Below are 17,530 nucleotides of genomic sequence, written 5' to 3' on the forward strand. Positions count from 1 at the left end.
ATTAGTTTTTAACGATGTTATGAACAGCTCCCTTTTATTTATAACTTAGTCTTTTTATTAAAATCAGCGCATGAAATTTGGCAAGGTAGACCATCCAGAACTAGTAGATTTTACAATTCCTAAAGACCATTCAGATACAGGAGTTGTATTGGCTGGCAATAAGGTCGAAGGAGAGCCCAAAATTTATGTTGGATGCGCAAAATGGAACCGACAGGACCTCAAGAATTTTTACCCAAGGGGTACCAAAGATGAGTTGGTTTATTATTCCTCACAGTTTAATTGTATTGAACTGAATGCTACTTTTTACCGAATTTTTCCGGCAGAGCAGTATCAAAAATGGTATGATAAAACTCCAGAAAATTTCAAGTTTTTTCCAAAGATGACCAATGAGGTCAGTCACCTACGGAGATTAAATGATAAAGTTTATGAAGTAGCAGATCGTTACCTTGAAGTCACATCACTTTTAAAGGATAAGTTGGGAACCATTTTTTTGCAGATGCATAACAACTTTGGCCCAAAGAATTGGGATAGGGTAGTGCGCTTTGTGGAATATTGGCCAAAAGAATTTCCACTTGCCATTGAATTTAGGCATACGGACTGGTTCAATGACGATGGTGTTGCACAAGAGCTTTATCACTTGTTACAGGAAAACAGCATTGCCAATGTATTGGTAGATACTGCCGGAAGAAGGGATTTGATGCATATGCGATTGACAAACAATGAAGCATTTATAAGGTATGTTGGGGCAAATCATAAATCTGATTATCCCAGATTGGACGATTGGGTTGATCGATTGTCAACCTGGAAAGAAATGGGATTGAAAAATTTTCATTTTTTTGTACACCAAAACCTTGAGTTGGAGTCCCCCTTACTTTCTGCATATTTCATTGAAAAACTGAATGTGCAATTGGAATGCAATCTTTCTATTCCTAAAACTCTATTAAAAGATAAACCGAATACGTTATTCTAATAGTAAACGTTATTTCTATACAGGCAGGAGTAATGCTTAGGCTTCGCTAAGAAGTTCTTTTTCAACTAGATAAAACCAAAAAAGTAGAAGAGTACAGCTCTTCATTTTTAAAGTGAAGAAAAAATTAGGGTATTTAAGCTTTGTCTTGTTATATATAAAAGGTCGCTTCTGAAGCAGTAAGCACTTTACCCATTGTCTTATATCTAAAAGAAAACTAATGAACGCAATCACCCCAAATTCGTTTTCAAAAATCGTTACCATATTATCTTTTGGCATGAAAAACCTTTGCGGTACATTGAGAATTTCTGTTGCCGTTATTTTGCTTGGTTCCTTACTTAGTTGTAGTGACTCCCAAGATAATCCCACTCCTTCTGAAGAAGAGAATGGTTCGGGTACCGAAATTGTAGATAAGGAAAGGGCCGCTCTTAATTACCGTAATCATTGTGGAGGATGTCATGGGCAAAACCTTGGTTCGTTTGTGGAGCGCCAATGGACACATGGCAATTCTGCGGAAGAAGTGTTGAATTCCATAAAAACAGGGTACGCAAATAATGGTATGCCCGCTTATGAATCGACCTTTAGTGAACAGGAGATTAAGGACCTAACCAATTTTATATTATCGGAAATAGATGGTAAAACAAAACAGATGTTGGAAGAAGATAATCCTGACCTATCTGGATTGACCACTTCAGATGACCTTACTTTTAGATTGGAAACCATAACCAATAAGATTCCTGGTATCCCTTGGGGTATTGAGCAATTACCCAACGGAGCATTTTTGGTAACAGAGCGAGGAGGAAAATTGTTTTTGATTGGTAGTGATAAAGAATTGGTTGAGGTGGCAGGTGTTCCAAATGTTGTTTCAGCAGGTCAAGGCGGGTTGTTGGATGTGCTCATTCACCCAGATTTTGAAAACAATTCATTTGTATATCTATCCTATTCACGTGCTAACCCAAATAATTCATCCGAAAGAACAACAGCAGTGGCAAGAGCTAAACTTAATGGGAACAACCTTGAGCAAGTAGAAAATATCTTTACAGCACTTCCTTATCTCAGTTCCGGTCACCACTATGGTTCTCGATTGGTATTTGATACGGAAGGATATTTGTATGTTTCCGTCGGTGATCGTGGGCATAGAGATGAATATCCACAGAAGTTGGACAATCACCTTGGTAAGATACATCGCATTCAGGATGATGGGCAAATTCCAAATGACAATCCTTTTATCAACACCCAAGATGCTGTTAGTTCAGTTTTCACCTATGGCACGCGCAATCCTCAGGGATTAAGCCTACATCCAGTAACCGGTGCTGTATGGGAGGGCGAGCACGGACCACAGGGTGGTGATGAAATCAACATTTTAGAAGCAGGGAACAATAATGGATGGCCGGTGATATCATATGGTATCAACTATGATGGAACTACATTTACCGACATCACCGAAATGGATGGTATGGAACAGCCCGTGCACTATTGGACCCCTTCCATTGCTCCATGTGGTATGAGCTTTGTCTCAGGTGATTTTTATGGAAAATGGGAAAATGATTTATTTGTCAGCTCGCTCAAATTTGAATACCTCCACCGTCTAAAAATGGATGGCAATGTAGTTGTAGGCCATGAAAAATTACTGGAAGGCATTGGCAGGGTGCGAGATGCACATATGGGCATTGACGGCTACCTATACGTTGTTGTAGAGGGGCCGGGCAGACTTATTCGTCTAATCCCTGAGCAGTAACCATCTTTTCTTTATTTAGTGGTAGAGGCTATTTTTTGCACCTCATCCAACACCCTAAGTAGGTTTTCGCCCCATAATTTGGCAATTTCTTCCTGGGAATAGCCTCTTTTCACCAATTCTAGGGTAACATTGAAAGTTTCAGAAGCATCTGACCAACCCTCGATACCGCCACCGCCGTCGAAATCAGAGCTGATACCCACATGATCTATCCCAATTAGTTTCACCATATAATCAATATGGTCAACCAGATCGGATACGCTCACCGCTTCAGGGGCATTTTTGTCCTTACTGGCCAAATCATTGGCCATTTGACTCACTTTTGGATAATTATCCATGTATTCTTCTTGTTGTTCCTTGGTCAAAGAAGAGAATTGAGAGCGCTCATACCAATTCAAACCCAAGGAATCAGCAGCTTTTTGGTTGATTTCTTTCATATACGCAGCTCTGGTCTCATGCTTTTCCGTATTTAGATAAGAACTAAAAGCAACCGTTTGCACCACACCTCCATTTTCCTTTAACAATAGCAGCTGTTCATCGTCCAAATTTCTACTATGATCACATAAGGCACGTGCCGAGGAATGGGAGGCAATGATAGGCGCTTCGGATAACTCGACCATTTGCTTCATGGATTCCTTTGAAGGATGGGAAATATCTATCATCATCCCCAATCTATTCATCTCTTTTACAGCCTTTTTACCTAAGTCACTTAAACCATTATGTAGCCAAATACTATCTTTTTCACCTGTATTGGAATCGCAAAATTGACTATGCCCGTTGTGACTTAATGAAATATAGCGTGCCCCTCGTTTATGGTATTCTTCAAACTTGGAAAGATCTTCAGCAATAGGATACGCATTTTCAACTCCAATCATGGCAACTTTTTTACCAGAAGCACTAATCCGTCTAACATCTGCAGAAGTCAATGCCAATTCTATCCGGTCCGGGGCATAGGTATCACAAAGTCTGTGGATGGCCTCAAACTTGGCAATAGCGTTTTTAGATGCCTTAGCATAACCCTCTGTTGTCAGAGAATCTTGCCCAGTATAAACTATCAACCATACGGCATCCAAACCACCGGCTGTCATTTTAGGTAAATTGACCTGTGTATCCAGATTTTGTGCGTAATTGATACTGTCAGTAAAATTCTTGACATTAATATCGTCATGGGTATCAATGGTAATCACTTCTTGATGTATTCGTTTTGCTTTTTCTTCCAAGGTTTCTGTAGTTTTTGGATTTTTTTCAGCACATGAAATCAACAATGTTATGCTGCATATTAGGTAGAAATATCTCATGACTTTTTTTTACACATACAAATAAAGCAATTTGACAACAAAATGCTCCAGTTATAGAACAATAAGTTGGGATATCACGACCATTTCAAGATTTTTAGTTGGATAACCATTAATCATTGATAGTTTGGGAACTAGGGAACTACTTACTTATTTGGAAAAATTGGAAATTGGATTGAGCAGCTTTTCATATGAAGAACTGGGCACTGTTGAGGCCGGAAAACTTAAAAAATCGTTTGACGAATTTAAAACAGGTTTGGAGGACAAGGTTTTTGGTGTTCCAGAAATGAAACAGCTAGAAGTAATTTATGACCAGGTGGGCATTCAATCTTCAAGTTCCCACGATTCAATAAAAAGTGAGGCAAAAGATGTTGATTTACTGGTTTCCTTGGTTGGTTTATTGGAGAAGACTGAGTTAACGAAAAAACAAAAGGATATCGTTAAAACCCTAAAAGCTACAAGTAAACGACTTCAAGAGCGTACTGAGACCTCAAAAAAGGACAAAAAAGTAGTTTCCAATGCATTATTGATTGAAAAAAACCTGGAATCTGTTCTTTCAACAGAAAAGGTTAACCTAAAGCCTGTGCTTACCGAATGTATGGGGCAAATGGAGCTGTTGGAAGAGCTAATAAGACTTTACAAACAGAACATATTGGAGTTCATTGGTAGTCTAAAAGTATACTTGCAGACAAAGAACTTTAGGGGGGTCGATTTTGCCTGTCAAAAGATTCAACCTTGCCTTAGAATGATGAAAACTGTAAGTTTGTTAGAAATAACCGAACAAATGATAACTGTCTGTAAGACAGATAATGACATTAAGTACCTCAACTTTTTATATGATCAATTCTTGGTAGAACATCCTAAGGTTGAAGAATTGGTGGATTTTGAAATTGATGTGCTGAGGAATATGTAGAAAAACAAATAACATATGAAAGATAGTAGTCTTCCCGAATACCATCATAGTATCTTTCATCAGTTGTTAGAACACGCTTCTGATCTAGATTGCAAACTCCTTCTCTTGGAGCAAATTTTAGAACTGGGTGATACCAAAGAAATTGCTTTGCTTGAAGAACTGGAGAATCATACCAACCTCAAAATAAGCGAAAAGGCATCTAGTGTAAAGTCTGAATTGCTATCCAAATTGGGAAAACCGCAGACGGAAGAGGATACGCTACTCCCTATGAACCTTTGTTTCTTATATGACGAGTTCAATATTAGCCCAGCCAAGGTGGATAAAGACCTGGACTTCGGTGTGACCTTGGATATTTTTGAGAGTGAATGAGGCCCTAAGACTTCTAAACACCTATAGATTTTCGACATATTTTTCCTACATTCTTCATGCAATCAATGTTTCACAACGTAATGATGGAGTTTCACCACAATTGGTTGGTTTTAAACAATCTTTCACATAGGTTTACGTTATAACTACAACCCAAATATTAAACCAGTTAATACCATGTTGTACGATACCTACGGAGAAGAATACTTGGCGTTCTTACAAGAACTAAATGAAATTTTAAGCATTAACGAACTTGCAGAGTTAGATTATTTATAGATAACATCTCCCCAAAATAACACCCCATGAAAAATCATAACCAAGAAAATTCAGCCTACTTGAATTTTATTCAAGATCTAAATGAAATGTTGACCGATTTTAATATTAGTCAATTGAGTCGTCCGTAATAGTTTAAAGTGGATATCATGAAAAAGGGGATGTTTTAAAACATCCCCTTTTTTATTTTCAATGGAAAGTTATCCCAAATAAGATTTTAGAATCTTACTTTTTGAGGTATGCCTTAACTTTCTAATGGCCTTTTCACGAATCTGTCTAACGCGTTCCCTGGTCAAATCAAAAGTGCTTCCTATCTCTTCCAAGGTCATCGACTGTTGATCACCTATCCCATAATATAAACGAACTACATCTGCTTCGCGTGGAGATAAAGTCTCCAATGCCCTGTTTATCTCCGTATACAATGATTGATGCATTAAATCTTTATCCGGTTTTGGAGATTCGGCAGAATTTAGAACATCGTACAAGCTAGAAGTTTCCCCTTCCTTGAGTGGCGCATCCATTGAAACATGCCTTCCCGTATTTTTTAGGGACTGTTTTACCTCAGAAACGGTCATATCCAGCTCCTTGGCTATTTCCTCAGCAGACGGCGGGCGTTCATGCGCCTGTTCCAAATAGGAAAATGTCTTCTTAATTTTGTTTATAGAACCAATTTTATTCAACGGAAGCCGTACCACTCTTGACTGTTCGGCCAAAGCCTGAAGAATGGACTGCCTGATCCACCATACCGCATAGGAGATAAACTTAAATCCGCGGGTTTCATCAAATCGTTTGGCTGCTTTTACCAGACCCACATTGCCTTCATTGATAAGGTCGGGAAGTTTTAATCCTTGGTTCTGGTATTGTTTCGCCACCGAAACCACAAATCTCAAATTGGCATTGGTCAATTTTTCCAACGCAGCCTGATCACCAGTTCTTATGCGCTGGGCAAGCTCCACTTCTTCTTGGGCAGTGATCAAATCAATCTTACTGATATCCTGAAGATATTTGTCAAGGGATTTGGATTCTCTATTGGTAACTTGCTTAATGATCTTGAGCTGCCTCATACGATATGTCGGATTTCAATTTTGAATATAGCTTACATAATACATCTTTAAACCCTATTTTCCAAGTGGCAATGGCTATTATTATCAAAATGTTATGAGCATTCTCCGTGCTGCCTCTAAAAAAGCCTATTAGTGCAATTGTTGATAGTATCTTAATAGAAATGCGGAAACAAATCCTAGCTGTAGTATAAAAAACTCCTAATTTTGTAAGGTTTGTTAGTTTGGAACATTTAATCCATTTTCCATTGGAGGTAGAAAGAGAAGTAAGTAAAAAAACGTTATACGATTATCAACTAGAAGATTTAAAGAAAATCTTCAAACACATCAATGAGCTGCCCTCTGGCACCAATATCCTCTATCAGTTACCAACAGGTGGGGGAAAGACGGTGGTTTTTTCCGAAATAACCCGGAAATTTATCCAGGATACCGGTAAAAAAGTCATAGTGCTCACCCATAGGATAGAATTGAGCCGGCAGACTTCCAAAATGCTGCATGGATTTGGGGTGGCCAATAAAATCATCAATAGCGAGGTAAAAGAACTGCATGATCAAGATGAATACATGTGCTTTGTTGCTATGGTGGAAACCCTGAACAATAGGCTACAGGAAGAAAAGGTCACCCTAAAGAACATTGGGCTTGTAATTATTGATGAAGCGCATTACAACTCCTTCAGAAAATTGTTCAAGTATTTTGAAGAGTCCACCATTCTAGGCGTGACGGCAACACCGCTAAGTTCCAATATAAAGCTCCCAATGAAAGATCATTACAAACACCTGATCATTGGGGAGTCGATTAAATCGTTGATCGAAAAGCGATTTTTGGCCAAGGCCAATCTCTATAATTATGATGTAAGCCTTAGAACCCTAAAATTAGGAATTCATGGAGATTATACCGTGAAATCCTCAGACGAGTTCTATGGCAACCACAGCATGTTGGGGAAATTGCTCACTGCGTACGAAGAAACGGCAAAGGGTACCAAAACCCTTATTTTCAATAATGGGATAAACACTTCACTTTACGTATACGAGACCTTTAAAAAAGCAGGTTATCCCGTTCGTCATTTGGACAATAAGAACACGGCGACCGAGCGAAAGGAGATATTGGATTGGTTTGCCAATACCCCAGATGCCATTCTAACTTCCGTGAGTATCCTTACCACGGGTTTTGATGAACCCAGCGTACAATCCATAATATTGAATAGGGCAACTCGATCACTTACGTTATACTTTCAAATGATTGGAAGGGGATCTAGGGTGTTACCCGATAAGGACGATTTTACTGTTATTGATTTGGGGAACAATATAGCACGTTTTGGACCTTGGGACGCCCCTGTGGACTGGCAGGAAATATTCCACTTTCCCGATTTTTATTTGGAAAACATCAAAAACGATGAAGATATTGAGCATGAATTTGTTTACGTCATGTCAGATGAGCTCAAAGCAAAGTTCAGTAAATCGGAAAACATCACGTTTGATATCAAGGAAGAGTACAAAAAGGTTTTCGCCAAGGGCGGAAAGTCCAAACAAGTATTGGAAATGAGCATTGAGCAGCATGCCCAGATATGTGTGGAAAACAGTGAAGATGTTTTTGATGCCAGAATCTTGGCCAAAGAGCTCAAAGAAGAAATTGCCTATCGTGTGCGCCAATATTCATATTGTATTATGAATAATACCAAAAACTACAAAGAGTGGTTAGAGGAAGACTATGAACGTAAATTGCGCTCCAGCATTTCCAAAAAATTTGCGGCGCTAATGTAGTCGGAAAGGTTCTTGGATTGTTGGAGTACAGGCTCAGTTGAAATTTGGTATTCGTAGTTTGGGATTTGTGCTATGGTAACCGGCGGTTAAATTTTTATGTGAATCTCCCCAATGAACAAAATTCTTTTGATAATTGGTAATGTATGGCCAGAACCTTGTACTACGGCCGCAGGGCATCGCATGTTACAACTGATTCATGCTTTTAAAGACTTCGGATATCATATAACCTTTGGTTCAACCGCTAGCGAATCAGAATTTAGTTTTGATTTGGACAAGCTGGGGATTACGTCCGTTACCTTACAATTGAATCATTCCAGTTTTGATGAATTTGTACAAGTTCTACATCCGGATGTGGTAATCTTTGATCGGTTTATGGTTGAAGAACAATTTAGCTGGCGTGTGGCCGAGTTTGCTCCTCAAGCACTAAGGATTTTAAACACGGAAGATTTGCACTCACTACGCAAAACGAGGGAAGAAAGTCATAAAAAAGGAGAGGAGTTCACCCTAGGAGCCTGGAGGAAACACCCTATGACCCTACGTGAAGTTGCCAGCATTTATAAATCTGATCTTACCCTAATGATTTCTTCATACGAAATGGAAATTCTTCAAAAAGAGTTGGCAATTCCGGAAGATTTGTTGGTCCATCTGCCCTTTATGCTTGCGAAACTGACCTCAAAAGAGATAACTGCCTGGCCCAATTTTGAAGAACGCGAGGATTTTATTTCCTTCGGAAACGGGAAACATGCCCCCAATCTGGATTCCATCCTGTGCCTTAAGGAATCTATTTGGCCATTGATCAGGGAAAAATTGCCCCACGTAAACTTGAAGATCTACGGAGCGTATCTTCCAAAACACATTCAACAATTGCACAATCCAGAGGAAGGGTTTCATGTATTGGGATGGGCAGAGCATTTAGATGAGGAAATCCAAAAGGCATGTATCTGTCTAGCTCCACTCCGGTTTGGTGCGGGAATTAAAGGAAAATTGATGGATGCCATGAAAAATGGAACACCAAGCGTTACCACCTCTATAGGTGTCGAAGGTATGCATGGCGATTTACCGTGGAATGGTACCGTAACCAATGATTGGACATCTTTTGCCAAGGCAGCAGTAGAACTTTACGGCAATCAAGAAAAATGGAAACAAGCTCAGGGGAATGGTGTTAACACGATTAATAAGCTTTATAATAGAGAACTGTTGCCTGATAAATTGATTCAAAAGCTACAAGAAACTCAAAAAAACCTGGAAAATCACCGTAATAAAAATGTGGTCGGTAGAATGCTACAACAACAGACTGTAGCCAGTACCAAATATATGGCTAGGTGGATTGAGGAAAAGAATAGGAAATAGGCAGGTTTCGTTTTAATTTCTTTTAAAATCAAGAAAGTGATATTTAAATTGCTCTAAAGTGTGACCACTTTGCCTACTCCTTAAACTAAGGTAGAAATCCAAACTCTTATAATCTTCCAATCATAAATGCATGGATTTTGTATCTTTTCTAAGAAAATACTGACCTCTATGAAAAAAATGGCCATATGCCTTACCCTATTATTCGGGTTTGCAATCAACATTTTAAATGCCCAAGTAAACTTAAAAGGAAAGATTGTTGAATATGATACGGGCAAACCGGTGGAATTTGCCAATATTGGGGTCACCAAGATAGCCAAGGGAACAGTCTCTGATTTTGATGGCACTTTTTCCTTTGCTTTGGAAGAAAATGAAATCAACCAAAAAGACACCTTGCAAATATCAAGGATAGGATATAAGACCATCCGATTTTCAACCCAGGATTTTAGAGAAATTATCAAAACAAAAGGAATTGTTCAAATTGAAGCAGTGCCTTATGAACTTGAAGGGATTACGGTGACAAACAGTGATGCCGACAAACGAAAGATAGGGTATCAGAGTAGTTCCAAACGCCTTTTCGGGTTTTGGAACGATAGTTTGGCGTTAGGAGGGGAGCATGCCTCAAAAATTTTGGTTCGCAAAGGCCCTGTAAAGCTTGAGGATATATCGTTCAATGTGATAGCAAACATCTCAGATAGCCTTTTGGTACGAGTTAATGCCTACCAATTGGAAAAAGGGCTTCCAGGGGAGAACATTTCCAACGGAAACATCTTGTATACCATTAAACAACGACAGGGCACCATAACCATAGACCTCTCTCCCTATAATATTGTGGTAGAAGACCACTTTGTGATTAGCTTGGAGCTTCTTAAAATTTATGGAGGCAGGGTAGGTATTGGCATATCTGCTTTTGATGATGGTTCGCGGTCTTTTACCAGATTGGTGAGTCAGGGAAGATGGAAACGAATGCGTAAGGGCTTTACCATTGCATTCGGTTTAAACACCTCTGCCGTGGACAAGATGGAAATAACCCAAGAAAAAATGCGGACAAGACAAAAACCAGATATGATAACGCTTTTATGGGATACCTCGGAATCTATGAAAGATAGGGATTTGGCAAATGAACTCCGTTTTTTGGATGCTTATTTCAAAAACCTGAACAATGTTTCTGTTTCATTACAAAAATTCAGCAATGCCATTTCCGACAGGAAAACATTCAAAATAACCGATGGTAATTGGGATGTTTTGAAACAAGAATTGCAATCAACCATATATGATGGAGGCAGCAGCAACAGATTATGGGAAGAACTTGAAATTTCGGAACACACCCTTTTATTCACAGATGGTAAAAACTTTCCTACCGATGTTGGCAAGGATTGGTATGGAACTTTGTTTACCGTAAATGGGAGTATCAATGCCAACCATAAATTGCTTAAAGAACTGGCCGAAGACCATGGAGGTAATTATCTAAACCTCGAAAAACTGGAAGGCATGGAAGTCGCTGTTGGTTTTACAAAATACCATCAAGCGGATAATCTTGATTACATTACTAGGGAGAGTAGACAAAAGCTTTCAGAAATTACAGGAAGTGTTGGTGATCTGGATGACCCCTTGCCCAACGTTGTGGTTAAAGTAAGGGGCACGGAGCGGAAAACAAAAACAGACTCTAAAGGCAATTTTACTTTGCAGGCCCATGATGGTGAGATTTTGGATTTTTCATATCCAGGAAGGGAAAAGGCATCCTCTGTGGTAAGCACATCTTCACGGATGCTAAAGATTATAATGCCCATTGGAGTTACCGCTTTGGATGAAGTGGTTTTGGAGGAAAATCTTAAACTGAAAGAATTGCACAAGCCCCTTAACAAGAACATTACCACTCGTTTTGGCACTTTGGATATGGAAAAAGTTGGTTTTAGTGTAAAACAAATTGATGGGGAAAAACTTAGCAAAAGTGCCCAAACCATAATGGAGGCATTGCAGGGAAAATTCCCTGGAGTGAAAATCATTAGGGATTACAACAAGAATATAGACCTTGTCTTCATACGCCCAGATCCATTATTAGGTTTTCCTGCTTCTTGGGATGTGGATGGACATATTTATGCTCCAGACCGTCCTCCTTTTCATATTAACCTTCATAACATTAAGGACATTACCATTATGCCGGCAGCCTGGGCCACTGCTAGATATGGTAGGCTGGCTCCGGGAGGAATTATAATCATACGTACAATAAGCGCCACTTTTGATGATTTGGAGACCACTAAAAATGGCGTAACAAATGGTCAAAATGTACAAAACAGGTATAATAACGATGCAATAGAATTGGCCAATGGAATTTTGAGCAAGCCAAGGTATGCCCAGCGTATTGCCGGTAATGAAACAGCCGCACAAGGCTATTTACAATATCTGGAAGAAAAAGAGAATTATGGGAACTTGTCAAGCTTTTATGTGGAAGTTGCTAAACTGTTTTTAGATAAATGGCAAGATTTAGAAAGAGCCAACCAAATACAATCCAACATACTTGAGCAATTCCCGGATCAAGTTGATGCGCTCAAGATTCTTGCCTATTCCTATGAAGAAGAAGGTCATTTTGAGGAGGCATGTTACGTGTACAAACAGATTCTTAAAGCAAACAGTTCGCCCCAGTCCAAAAGAGATTTGGCAAATGTGCTTTATAAACTAAAAAAATACAAAGAAGCCTGGTCTATGTATAAAAACTATATCGGCAGCAAAAACATTCTAGAAGCTGAGGGTTTGGATCAATTGGTTAAAAATGAAATGTTGCGTTTGGTTGAAACCCATGGAGAGGAAATAGGAATGGATAAATCTAAATTCACGTTTGATGAACAGAGCAATTATAGTTTGATTGTGGAATGGAACAACCCCAATACCCAGTTTGAGCTACAGTTTGTGAATCCACAGGGCCGTTATTACAATTGGAACAATACGGTTGAAATTTCCAATGAAGAAACCACAAAGGGTAATCTTTCGGCCAGTTTTGAATTGGATGATATGCAACAAGGCCAATGGTTGGTGAATATGACCTATGTAGGCAACCAGATTAATTTGCCTACCTATCTTAAGTTTACGCTAAAAAACAATCAAACAGGAGAAGATGAAGTTAAGATGATTACACTTCGACAACGGGATGTAAAGTATAAAGTCATGGATTTATCTAACCAAGGAATGCAATTTTATGAAAGCATGTAAAACCAAGAAAGTAATACATATCAATCATTTACAGCATAGAATAAATATAAATCGTTGTACATAGTATTTCCTTTGATGCCGAATCCAGCATAGCCCTCAGAACCAGTTGATCCATAGGTGCCATTAAATCTGGGTTCTCCTGGAAAGGATTCTACCTCACTCCAGATCATGTTTTGTGGGTCATAGGTCCAAAAATCGACACCTGGAACAATATTGGTAATACTTCCAAGTCCAAAATATCCTTTTCCTTTAATAGTAAAGCCAATGCCCTCAAGTCTTTCAGTGCCGGGAAATTCATCTATTTCATTCCAAGTATCATCAATGCTGTTGTAAACAACGTGCCTTTTGGTTCTTTGATTAACATTGATTACCCCTGCAATTAAATGGGCCGTTCCTTCAATACTAAATGAAGTGAAACCGTAAGTTGCATCGCCATTGAAATCTGAAATAGGGGACCATTGGTTGGTAGACTGGTCATATTCGAAAAATTCATTGGTAGAATCGATTCCATTTACATTTCCAGATCCTACATATGCTTTATTGCCAATTACAAATGCGGTAGCCGAAGAACGCGAAACACCAGGGACGTCAGAAAGTTGTGTCCATGATTCATTTTCTGAATCAAACTCCCAAAATTCTTGGGACCTAGAAGAATCTTCATAGTAACCAAGACAAATATATCCTTTATCCCCAATGCTAAAAGATAGTGCTGCAAAGCGCTTTCCGCCAGGAAAATCTGGCAATTGCCTCCATGTGTTGTTTTCGATTGAATAAACCCACCAATCCTGAAAACGTTCATTTTGGATACTTGACCCAAAACCAACATAAAGGTTTTGTCCAATGACAAATGATGAAGGTGCAAACCTCTTGCTCAGTGGAGTATTCGGAACCTCAACCCAACCCTGTCGTTCAATAGCCTGAATCTCAACGGATATGTTCAGAGTATCTCCATCTTTAATAGTAAATTCATTGGATATTCCAGAAAATACAACATCCTCAATAGTTTGGTGTTTTGCTAATTTAGAGAGGATCTCAAATTTGTAGGTTCCAGCCTCCAATGGAATGTAATTGGGAGTTTGTTCCATATCTTCATTGCTCTCCAAAATATCCCCGCTTGAACCCAATGTGTTCAGAGTAAAAGATTCGTTTTCTATATCCAACCCAACAAATTCAATTGCCACTTGTCCCAAAGGTTGGACAGGAGGTTTTTCTTCAGGAATTGAGTCATTATTCTCGGCACAGGCCATACAAAAGAATAAAATGACAAGGTAGGTTTTGAAATGTAGTTTGATTGACATATTCGTTGCGCTTTGTTAAAAACGCCTAAATTACACGTTTAAATAAAAGAGCAATTATTTTTAGCCATTTGTAATTCTTTTGTCGCTAAACGACATAAAAAAACAAAACAAATTTTATACGTTTTTAGGAGCTCTATCAAATAGAACCGGATTCAAGTGTGAATCGATTATGTTGCCCACTTTCACATTGGGGCACCATGTGTTCCAGTCGTTCATTTGCCCCTCATTTTCAGGTTGTTTTAATATCATATCCTTATCCATATAGATAATAGTCATGACTTTTCTGGTTTGGCCAGTGGTATTGGCTCCAGCGCGGTGAAAAACCCATCCTGAGTGAAAACTGATTTCACCAATATCAAACGGTTCGGCAACTTTTGGACAATCTGATAGTCGCATTTTTTTACCAATGATGATTTCACTTTCATCACTAATGGAAAGATCCCTCCCTACTTTTATGTGTTGACTTCCCGCTGCAAATTCGAGCGGTCCCATTTCCATGGGAATTGCCTGTAACGGAATCCAGGCCGTAATGGTTTTATCCGTAGTCAATGGCCAATAATATTGATCTACATGCCATGGAGTAATACCTCCGCCACCTTCCTTAAAAAGTGCCTGATCATGATACATTCTAACGCCGTCAACTTCCATCAAATCTGAAGCAAGTTGTGCCAATCGTTTGCTAAATAGCAGTTGTTTTATGTTTTCATCCTGTGTCCACAAGTTGAATACCTGCAAAAATGCCTTGCCGTAGGTGTCACGTTCTTCCAGAGGAAGGGTTTGTGTATTCATTTCGTCAACCTTGGCGGATATTATGGTATTTAAATAGGCAACTATCTCTGGAGGGAGTACCTCCTTAATTTTTATAAAGGAATTCTTTCTATAAAAATTAAGCTGTTCATTGCTTAAAGTATAAGGCTCCTGAAGAATATCTAAATTCATATTTATGGGCAACAGTGTTTCTAAAGATACTAAAAACCCAAATGTCGTTTTAAATGGGAGGGGAGCATAAATTCCATACGATTGGTAGACCTTTTTCATGATCAGGCAACCATTTGGCCAATTTTAATGTCTCTTAAAATAGGAAGCACTAATCTTACGAGACATCATGAATGAAAGACTTCATTATATTGATTGGTTAAGAGTATTGGCATTTGTCACTTTAATTTTGTTTCATTGTGCGGTTCCATTTGTGGAACATTACACATGGGAAATCAACAATAAGGAAACATCGGCATGGATAACAAGGATAATTTGGTGGTTGCATCAATGGAGATTGCCGTTGTTGTTTTTTATTGCAGGAGTAGGTGTCCGTTTTTCCCTTAGAAGAAGGACAATTGCATCTTTTTTTGGCGAGCGGTTTGTCCGCCTGTTTATTCCACTAGCCTTTGCAATATTCTTTATTACCCCCATTCAGGTATATTTTGAATGGTTGCAAAAAGGGAGAATCAACACGAGCTACTTGGATTTTTACCCTTCAGTTTATGAAATAATACCCTATCCTGATGGGTCATTTACATGGAGCCACATGTGGTTTGTAGCCTATTTATTTGTTTTTACCATTCTCTTACTTCCCATTTTTTCGTTATCAAAAGTTAAATGGTTCAACCGCTTTAAAGCCTTTTTGAACAAAATATTCTCCTTGCCCATTATCCATCTGCTATTAGCCGTTCCATTTGTTTTCTTTTTTTATGGGTTATATATAGATTGGCCGGAACAAGGCAGTTTAATCAACGATTGGTATGTGTTTGTCACATCCATGACCTTTTATTTTTTCGGATATGTATTAAGTGCCATACCTGCTTTTTGGGAAGGCTGTAAAAAGCATAGAAGATTGTTTCTGGGGATTGCAATGCTATTGGCCATAGCACTAATGTGGAAATATTATTGGAATTGGGAATTTAACCAGCCTACGGAACAAGATGACAATTTGTATTTGTATGGTTTTCTCAATGCTTTTCATATATGGACCATTATTCTATCGGCAATTGGGTATACCATGAAGTATCTTAATTTTTCAAATTCCTATTTAAGTTATTTGAACACCGCGGTTTACCCATTTTATATTATGCACCAAGCCGTTATTGTGACATCTGGTTACTATGTATTGCAATGGCAAGTCGGTATTACAATTAAACTGTTTGTATTGATTCTGATTTGTACTTCAACCATCTGGGTTCTTTATCATTTTCTTATTCGAAAAACTGTTGTTACACGTGTGTTGTTTGGAATGAAATGGAATCCAAGAAGTAAAACAAAATCTGTAGCTGTCCCATAAGTTTTTTCATATTTAAAAGAACACAGGTTTTTAATGTTTACTGCGGAATTAGGAAGAAGCATTCTTAAAATTCCTTTATTTTGCAGCATACAAAATGAAAGTATGAAATCTCCCAATTGGATAACTGCCATAGAATTTGAAGATATCACCTATAAAAAATGCGATGGGGTTGCCCGCATAGCGTTCAATAGACCCAATGTTAGAAATGCTTTTCGACCAAAGACCACCAGTGAATTGTACAAAGCCTTTTATGATGCACAGGAAGATACTTCCATAGGGGTTGTCCTCCTTTCTTCGGAAGGACCATCAACCAAGGATGGTGTGTATTCCTTTTGTAGCGGAGGGGATCAAAAAGCAAGGGGCCACCAAGGTTATGTTGGCGATGATGGAATGCACAGACTAAATATCCTGGAAGTGCAGCGATTGATTCGGTTTATGCCCAAAGTGGTCATTGCCGTAGTGCCTGGTTGGGCCGTTGGTGGTGGACACAGCCTCCATGTAGTCTGTGATATGACCCTGGCCAGTAAGGAACATGCCATTTTTAAACAGACCGATGCCGATGTAACCAGTTTTGATGGAGGATATGGTTCTGCCTATTTAGCTAAAATGGTGGGGCAGAAGAAAGCCCGTGAAATTTTCTTTTTGGGAAGAAACTACTCTGCTCAGGACGCTTATGAAATGGGAATGGTAAATGCCGTGGTTCCACATGATGAACTGGAAGATACGGCATACCAATGGGCACAGGAAGTGTTGGAGAAATCTCCAACATCCATTAAAATGCTCAAGTTTGCCATGAACCTTACCGATGATGGCATGGTTGGGCAACAAGTGTTTGCAGGTGAAGCCACCCGTTTGGCGTATATGACCGATGAAGCCAAAGAAGGAAGAAATGCCTTTCTGGAAAAAAGAAAACCCGATTTTGGAAAGGACAAGTGGATTCCTTAGTTCAATGTTCAGTTGACAATGGACAATTAAAGCTGGGAGTATCTAAAAGAAGCTATCTGTTATAGTGTCACTTTGAGCATAGTTCATA

Annotated in this window: 13 protein-coding genes; 9 read left to right on the top strand and 4 right to left on the bottom strand. The window is 38.9% G+C overall.

All coding sequences use genetic code 11. The annotated features are described in order from the left end of the window. Positions 1 to 70 precede the first annotated feature (70 nt). On the top strand, positions 71 to 970 hold the full coding sequence (locus ACOQO1_RS04605; RefSeq protein WP_420601685.1) for a DUF72 domain-containing protein: 900 nt from the start codon (positions 71 to 73) through the stop codon (positions 968 to 970). Between the two features lie 217 nt (positions 971 to 1,187). Next, complete coding sequence (locus ACOQO1_RS04610) at positions 1,188 to 2,705, top strand: PQQ-dependent sugar dehydrogenase (protein ID WP_420601686.1); 1,518 nt, start codon at positions 1,188 to 1,190, stop codon at positions 2,703 to 2,705. An 11-nt stretch (positions 2,706 to 2,716) separates the two neighbouring features. Here ACOQO1_RS04610 and ACOQO1_RS04615 read toward each other — a convergent pair whose 3' ends face one another. Beyond that, positions 2,717 to 4,000, bottom strand: a complete 1,284-nt coding sequence (locus ACOQO1_RS04615) for a dipeptidase (RefSeq protein WP_420601687.1) — start codon at positions 3,998 to 4,000, stop codon at positions 2,717 to 2,719. Between the two features lie 124 nt (positions 4,001 to 4,124). Here ACOQO1_RS04615 and ACOQO1_RS04620 point away from each other — a divergent pair, with 124 nt between their 5' ends. Then, positions 4,125 to 4,910 (top strand): hypothetical protein, encoded by a 786-nt coding sequence (locus ACOQO1_RS04620; protein ID WP_420601688.1) that lies wholly within the window; start codon positions 4,125 to 4,127, stop codon positions 4,908 to 4,910. A 15-nt stretch (positions 4,911 to 4,925) separates the two neighbouring features. Continuing rightward, a complete protein-coding gene (locus tag ACOQO1_RS04625) occupies positions 4,926 to 5,279 on the top strand; it encodes a hypothetical protein (RefSeq protein ID WP_420601689.1) in 354 nt (117 codons plus the stop codon). A gap of 470 nt (positions 5,280 to 5,749) precedes the next feature. Here the strand turns inward: ACOQO1_RS04625 and ACOQO1_RS04630 are convergent, their stop codons facing one another. Then, positions 5,750 to 6,613 carry a sigma-70 family RNA polymerase sigma factor gene (locus tag ACOQO1_RS04630; protein WP_420601690.1) on the bottom strand — a complete coding sequence of 288 codons (864 nt, stop codon included), beginning with the start codon at positions 6,611 to 6,613 and terminating at the stop codon, positions 5,750 to 5,752. A 245-nt stretch (positions 6,614 to 6,858) separates the two neighbouring features. Between ACOQO1_RS04630 and ACOQO1_RS04635 the strand changes: the two genes are divergently transcribed. The 3 genes from ACOQO1_RS04635 (at position 6,859) to ACOQO1_RS04645 (ending at position 12,924) form a co-directional block, all read left to right on the top strand. Continuing rightward, positions 6,859 to 8,370 carry a DEAD/DEAH box helicase gene (locus ACOQO1_RS04635; protein WP_420601691.1) on the top strand — a complete coding sequence of 504 codons (1,512 nt, stop codon included), beginning with the start codon at positions 6,859 to 6,861 and terminating at the stop codon, positions 8,368 to 8,370. Between the two features lie 111 nt (positions 8,371 to 8,481). Next, positions 8,482 to 9,720 (top strand): glycosyltransferase, encoded by a 1,239-nt coding sequence (locus ACOQO1_RS04640; RefSeq protein ID WP_420601692.1) that lies wholly within the window; start codon positions 8,482 to 8,484, stop codon positions 9,718 to 9,720. Between the two features lie 168 nt (positions 9,721 to 9,888). After that, positions 9,889 to 12,924, top strand: coding sequence for a carboxypeptidase-like regulatory domain-containing protein (locus tag ACOQO1_RS04645; protein ID WP_420601693.1), 3,036 nt, complete (start codon positions 9,889 to 9,891; stop codon positions 12,922 to 12,924). Positions 12,925 to 12,944: 20 nt separating this feature from the next. Here the strand turns inward: ACOQO1_RS04645 and ACOQO1_RS04650 are convergent, their stop codons facing one another. Then, positions 12,945 to 14,222: a Kelch repeat-containing protein gene (locus ACOQO1_RS04650; protein WP_420601694.1), complete on the bottom strand. Its 1,278-nt coding sequence runs from the start codon at positions 14,220 to 14,222 to the stop codon at positions 12,945 to 12,947. Positions 14,223 to 14,336: 114 nt separating this feature from the next. Beyond that, the gene (locus tag ACOQO1_RS04655) at positions 14,337 to 15,260 is read right to left on the bottom strand and encodes a phytanoyl-CoA dioxygenase family protein (RefSeq protein ID WP_420601695.1); all 924 of its coding nucleotides are present in this window, start codon (positions 15,258 to 15,260) and stop codon (positions 14,337 to 14,339) included. Between the two features lie 67 nt (positions 15,261 to 15,327). On the opposite strand from ACOQO1_RS04655, the gene ACOQO1_RS04660 reads away from it, so the two are divergent. Both ACOQO1_RS04660 and ACOQO1_RS04665 read left to right on the top strand, forming a co-directional pair. Beyond that, on the top strand, positions 15,328 to 16,497 hold the full coding sequence (locus ACOQO1_RS04660) for an acyltransferase family protein (protein WP_420601696.1): 1,170 nt from the start codon (positions 15,328 to 15,330) through the stop codon (positions 16,495 to 16,497). A gap of 102 nt (positions 16,498 to 16,599) precedes the next feature. Continuing rightward, entirely contained in the window at positions 16,600 to 17,442 is an 843-nt protein-coding gene (locus ACOQO1_RS04665) for a 1,4-dihydroxy-2-naphthoyl-CoA synthase (RefSeq protein ID WP_420601697.1), read from the top strand. Positions 17,443 to 17,530 lie beyond the last annotated feature (88 nt).

The organism is Flagellimonas sp., from assembly GCF_965222555.1.
Lineage (GTDB): Bacteria > Bacteroidota > Bacteroidia > Flavobacteriales > Flavobacteriaceae > Flagellimonas.

Coding starts and splice junctions, on each gene's coding strand:
- ACOQO1_RS04645 (WP_420601693.1), top strand. CDS start 9,889: ATGAAAAAAATGGCCATATGCCTTACCCTATTATTCGGGTTTGCAATC.
- ACOQO1_RS04650 (WP_420601694.1), bottom strand. CDS start 14,222: ATGTCAATCAAACTACATTTCAAAACCTACCTTGTCATTTTATTCTTT.
- ACOQO1_RS04605 (WP_420601685.1), top strand. CDS start 71: ATGAAATTTGGCAAGGTAGACCATCCAGAACTAGTAGATTTTACAATT.
- ACOQO1_RS04630 (WP_420601690.1), bottom strand. CDS start 6,613: ATGAGGCAGCTCAAGATCATTAAGCAAGTTACCAATAGAGAATCCAAA.
- ACOQO1_RS04665 (WP_420601697.1), top strand. CDS start 16,600: ATGAAATCTCCCAATTGGATAACTGCCATAGAATTTGAAGATATCACC.
- ACOQO1_RS04655 (WP_420601695.1), bottom strand. CDS start 15,260: ATGAAAAAGGTCTACCAATCGTATGGAATTTATGCTCCCCTCCCATTT.
- ACOQO1_RS04610 (WP_420601686.1), top strand. CDS start 1,188: ATGAACGCAATCACCCCAAATTCGTTTTCAAAAATCGTTACCATATTA.
- ACOQO1_RS04640 (WP_420601692.1), top strand. CDS start 8,482: ATGAACAAAATTCTTTTGATAATTGGTAATGTATGGCCAGAACCTTGT.
- ACOQO1_RS04625 (WP_420601689.1), top strand. CDS start 4,926: ATGAAAGATAGTAGTCTTCCCGAATACCATCATAGTATCTTTCATCAG.
- ACOQO1_RS04615 (WP_420601687.1), bottom strand. CDS start 4,000: ATGAGATATTTCTACCTAATATGCAGCATAACATTGTTGATTTCATGT.
- ACOQO1_RS04660 (WP_420601696.1), top strand. CDS start 15,328: ATGAATGAAAGACTTCATTATATTGATTGGTTAAGAGTATTGGCATTT.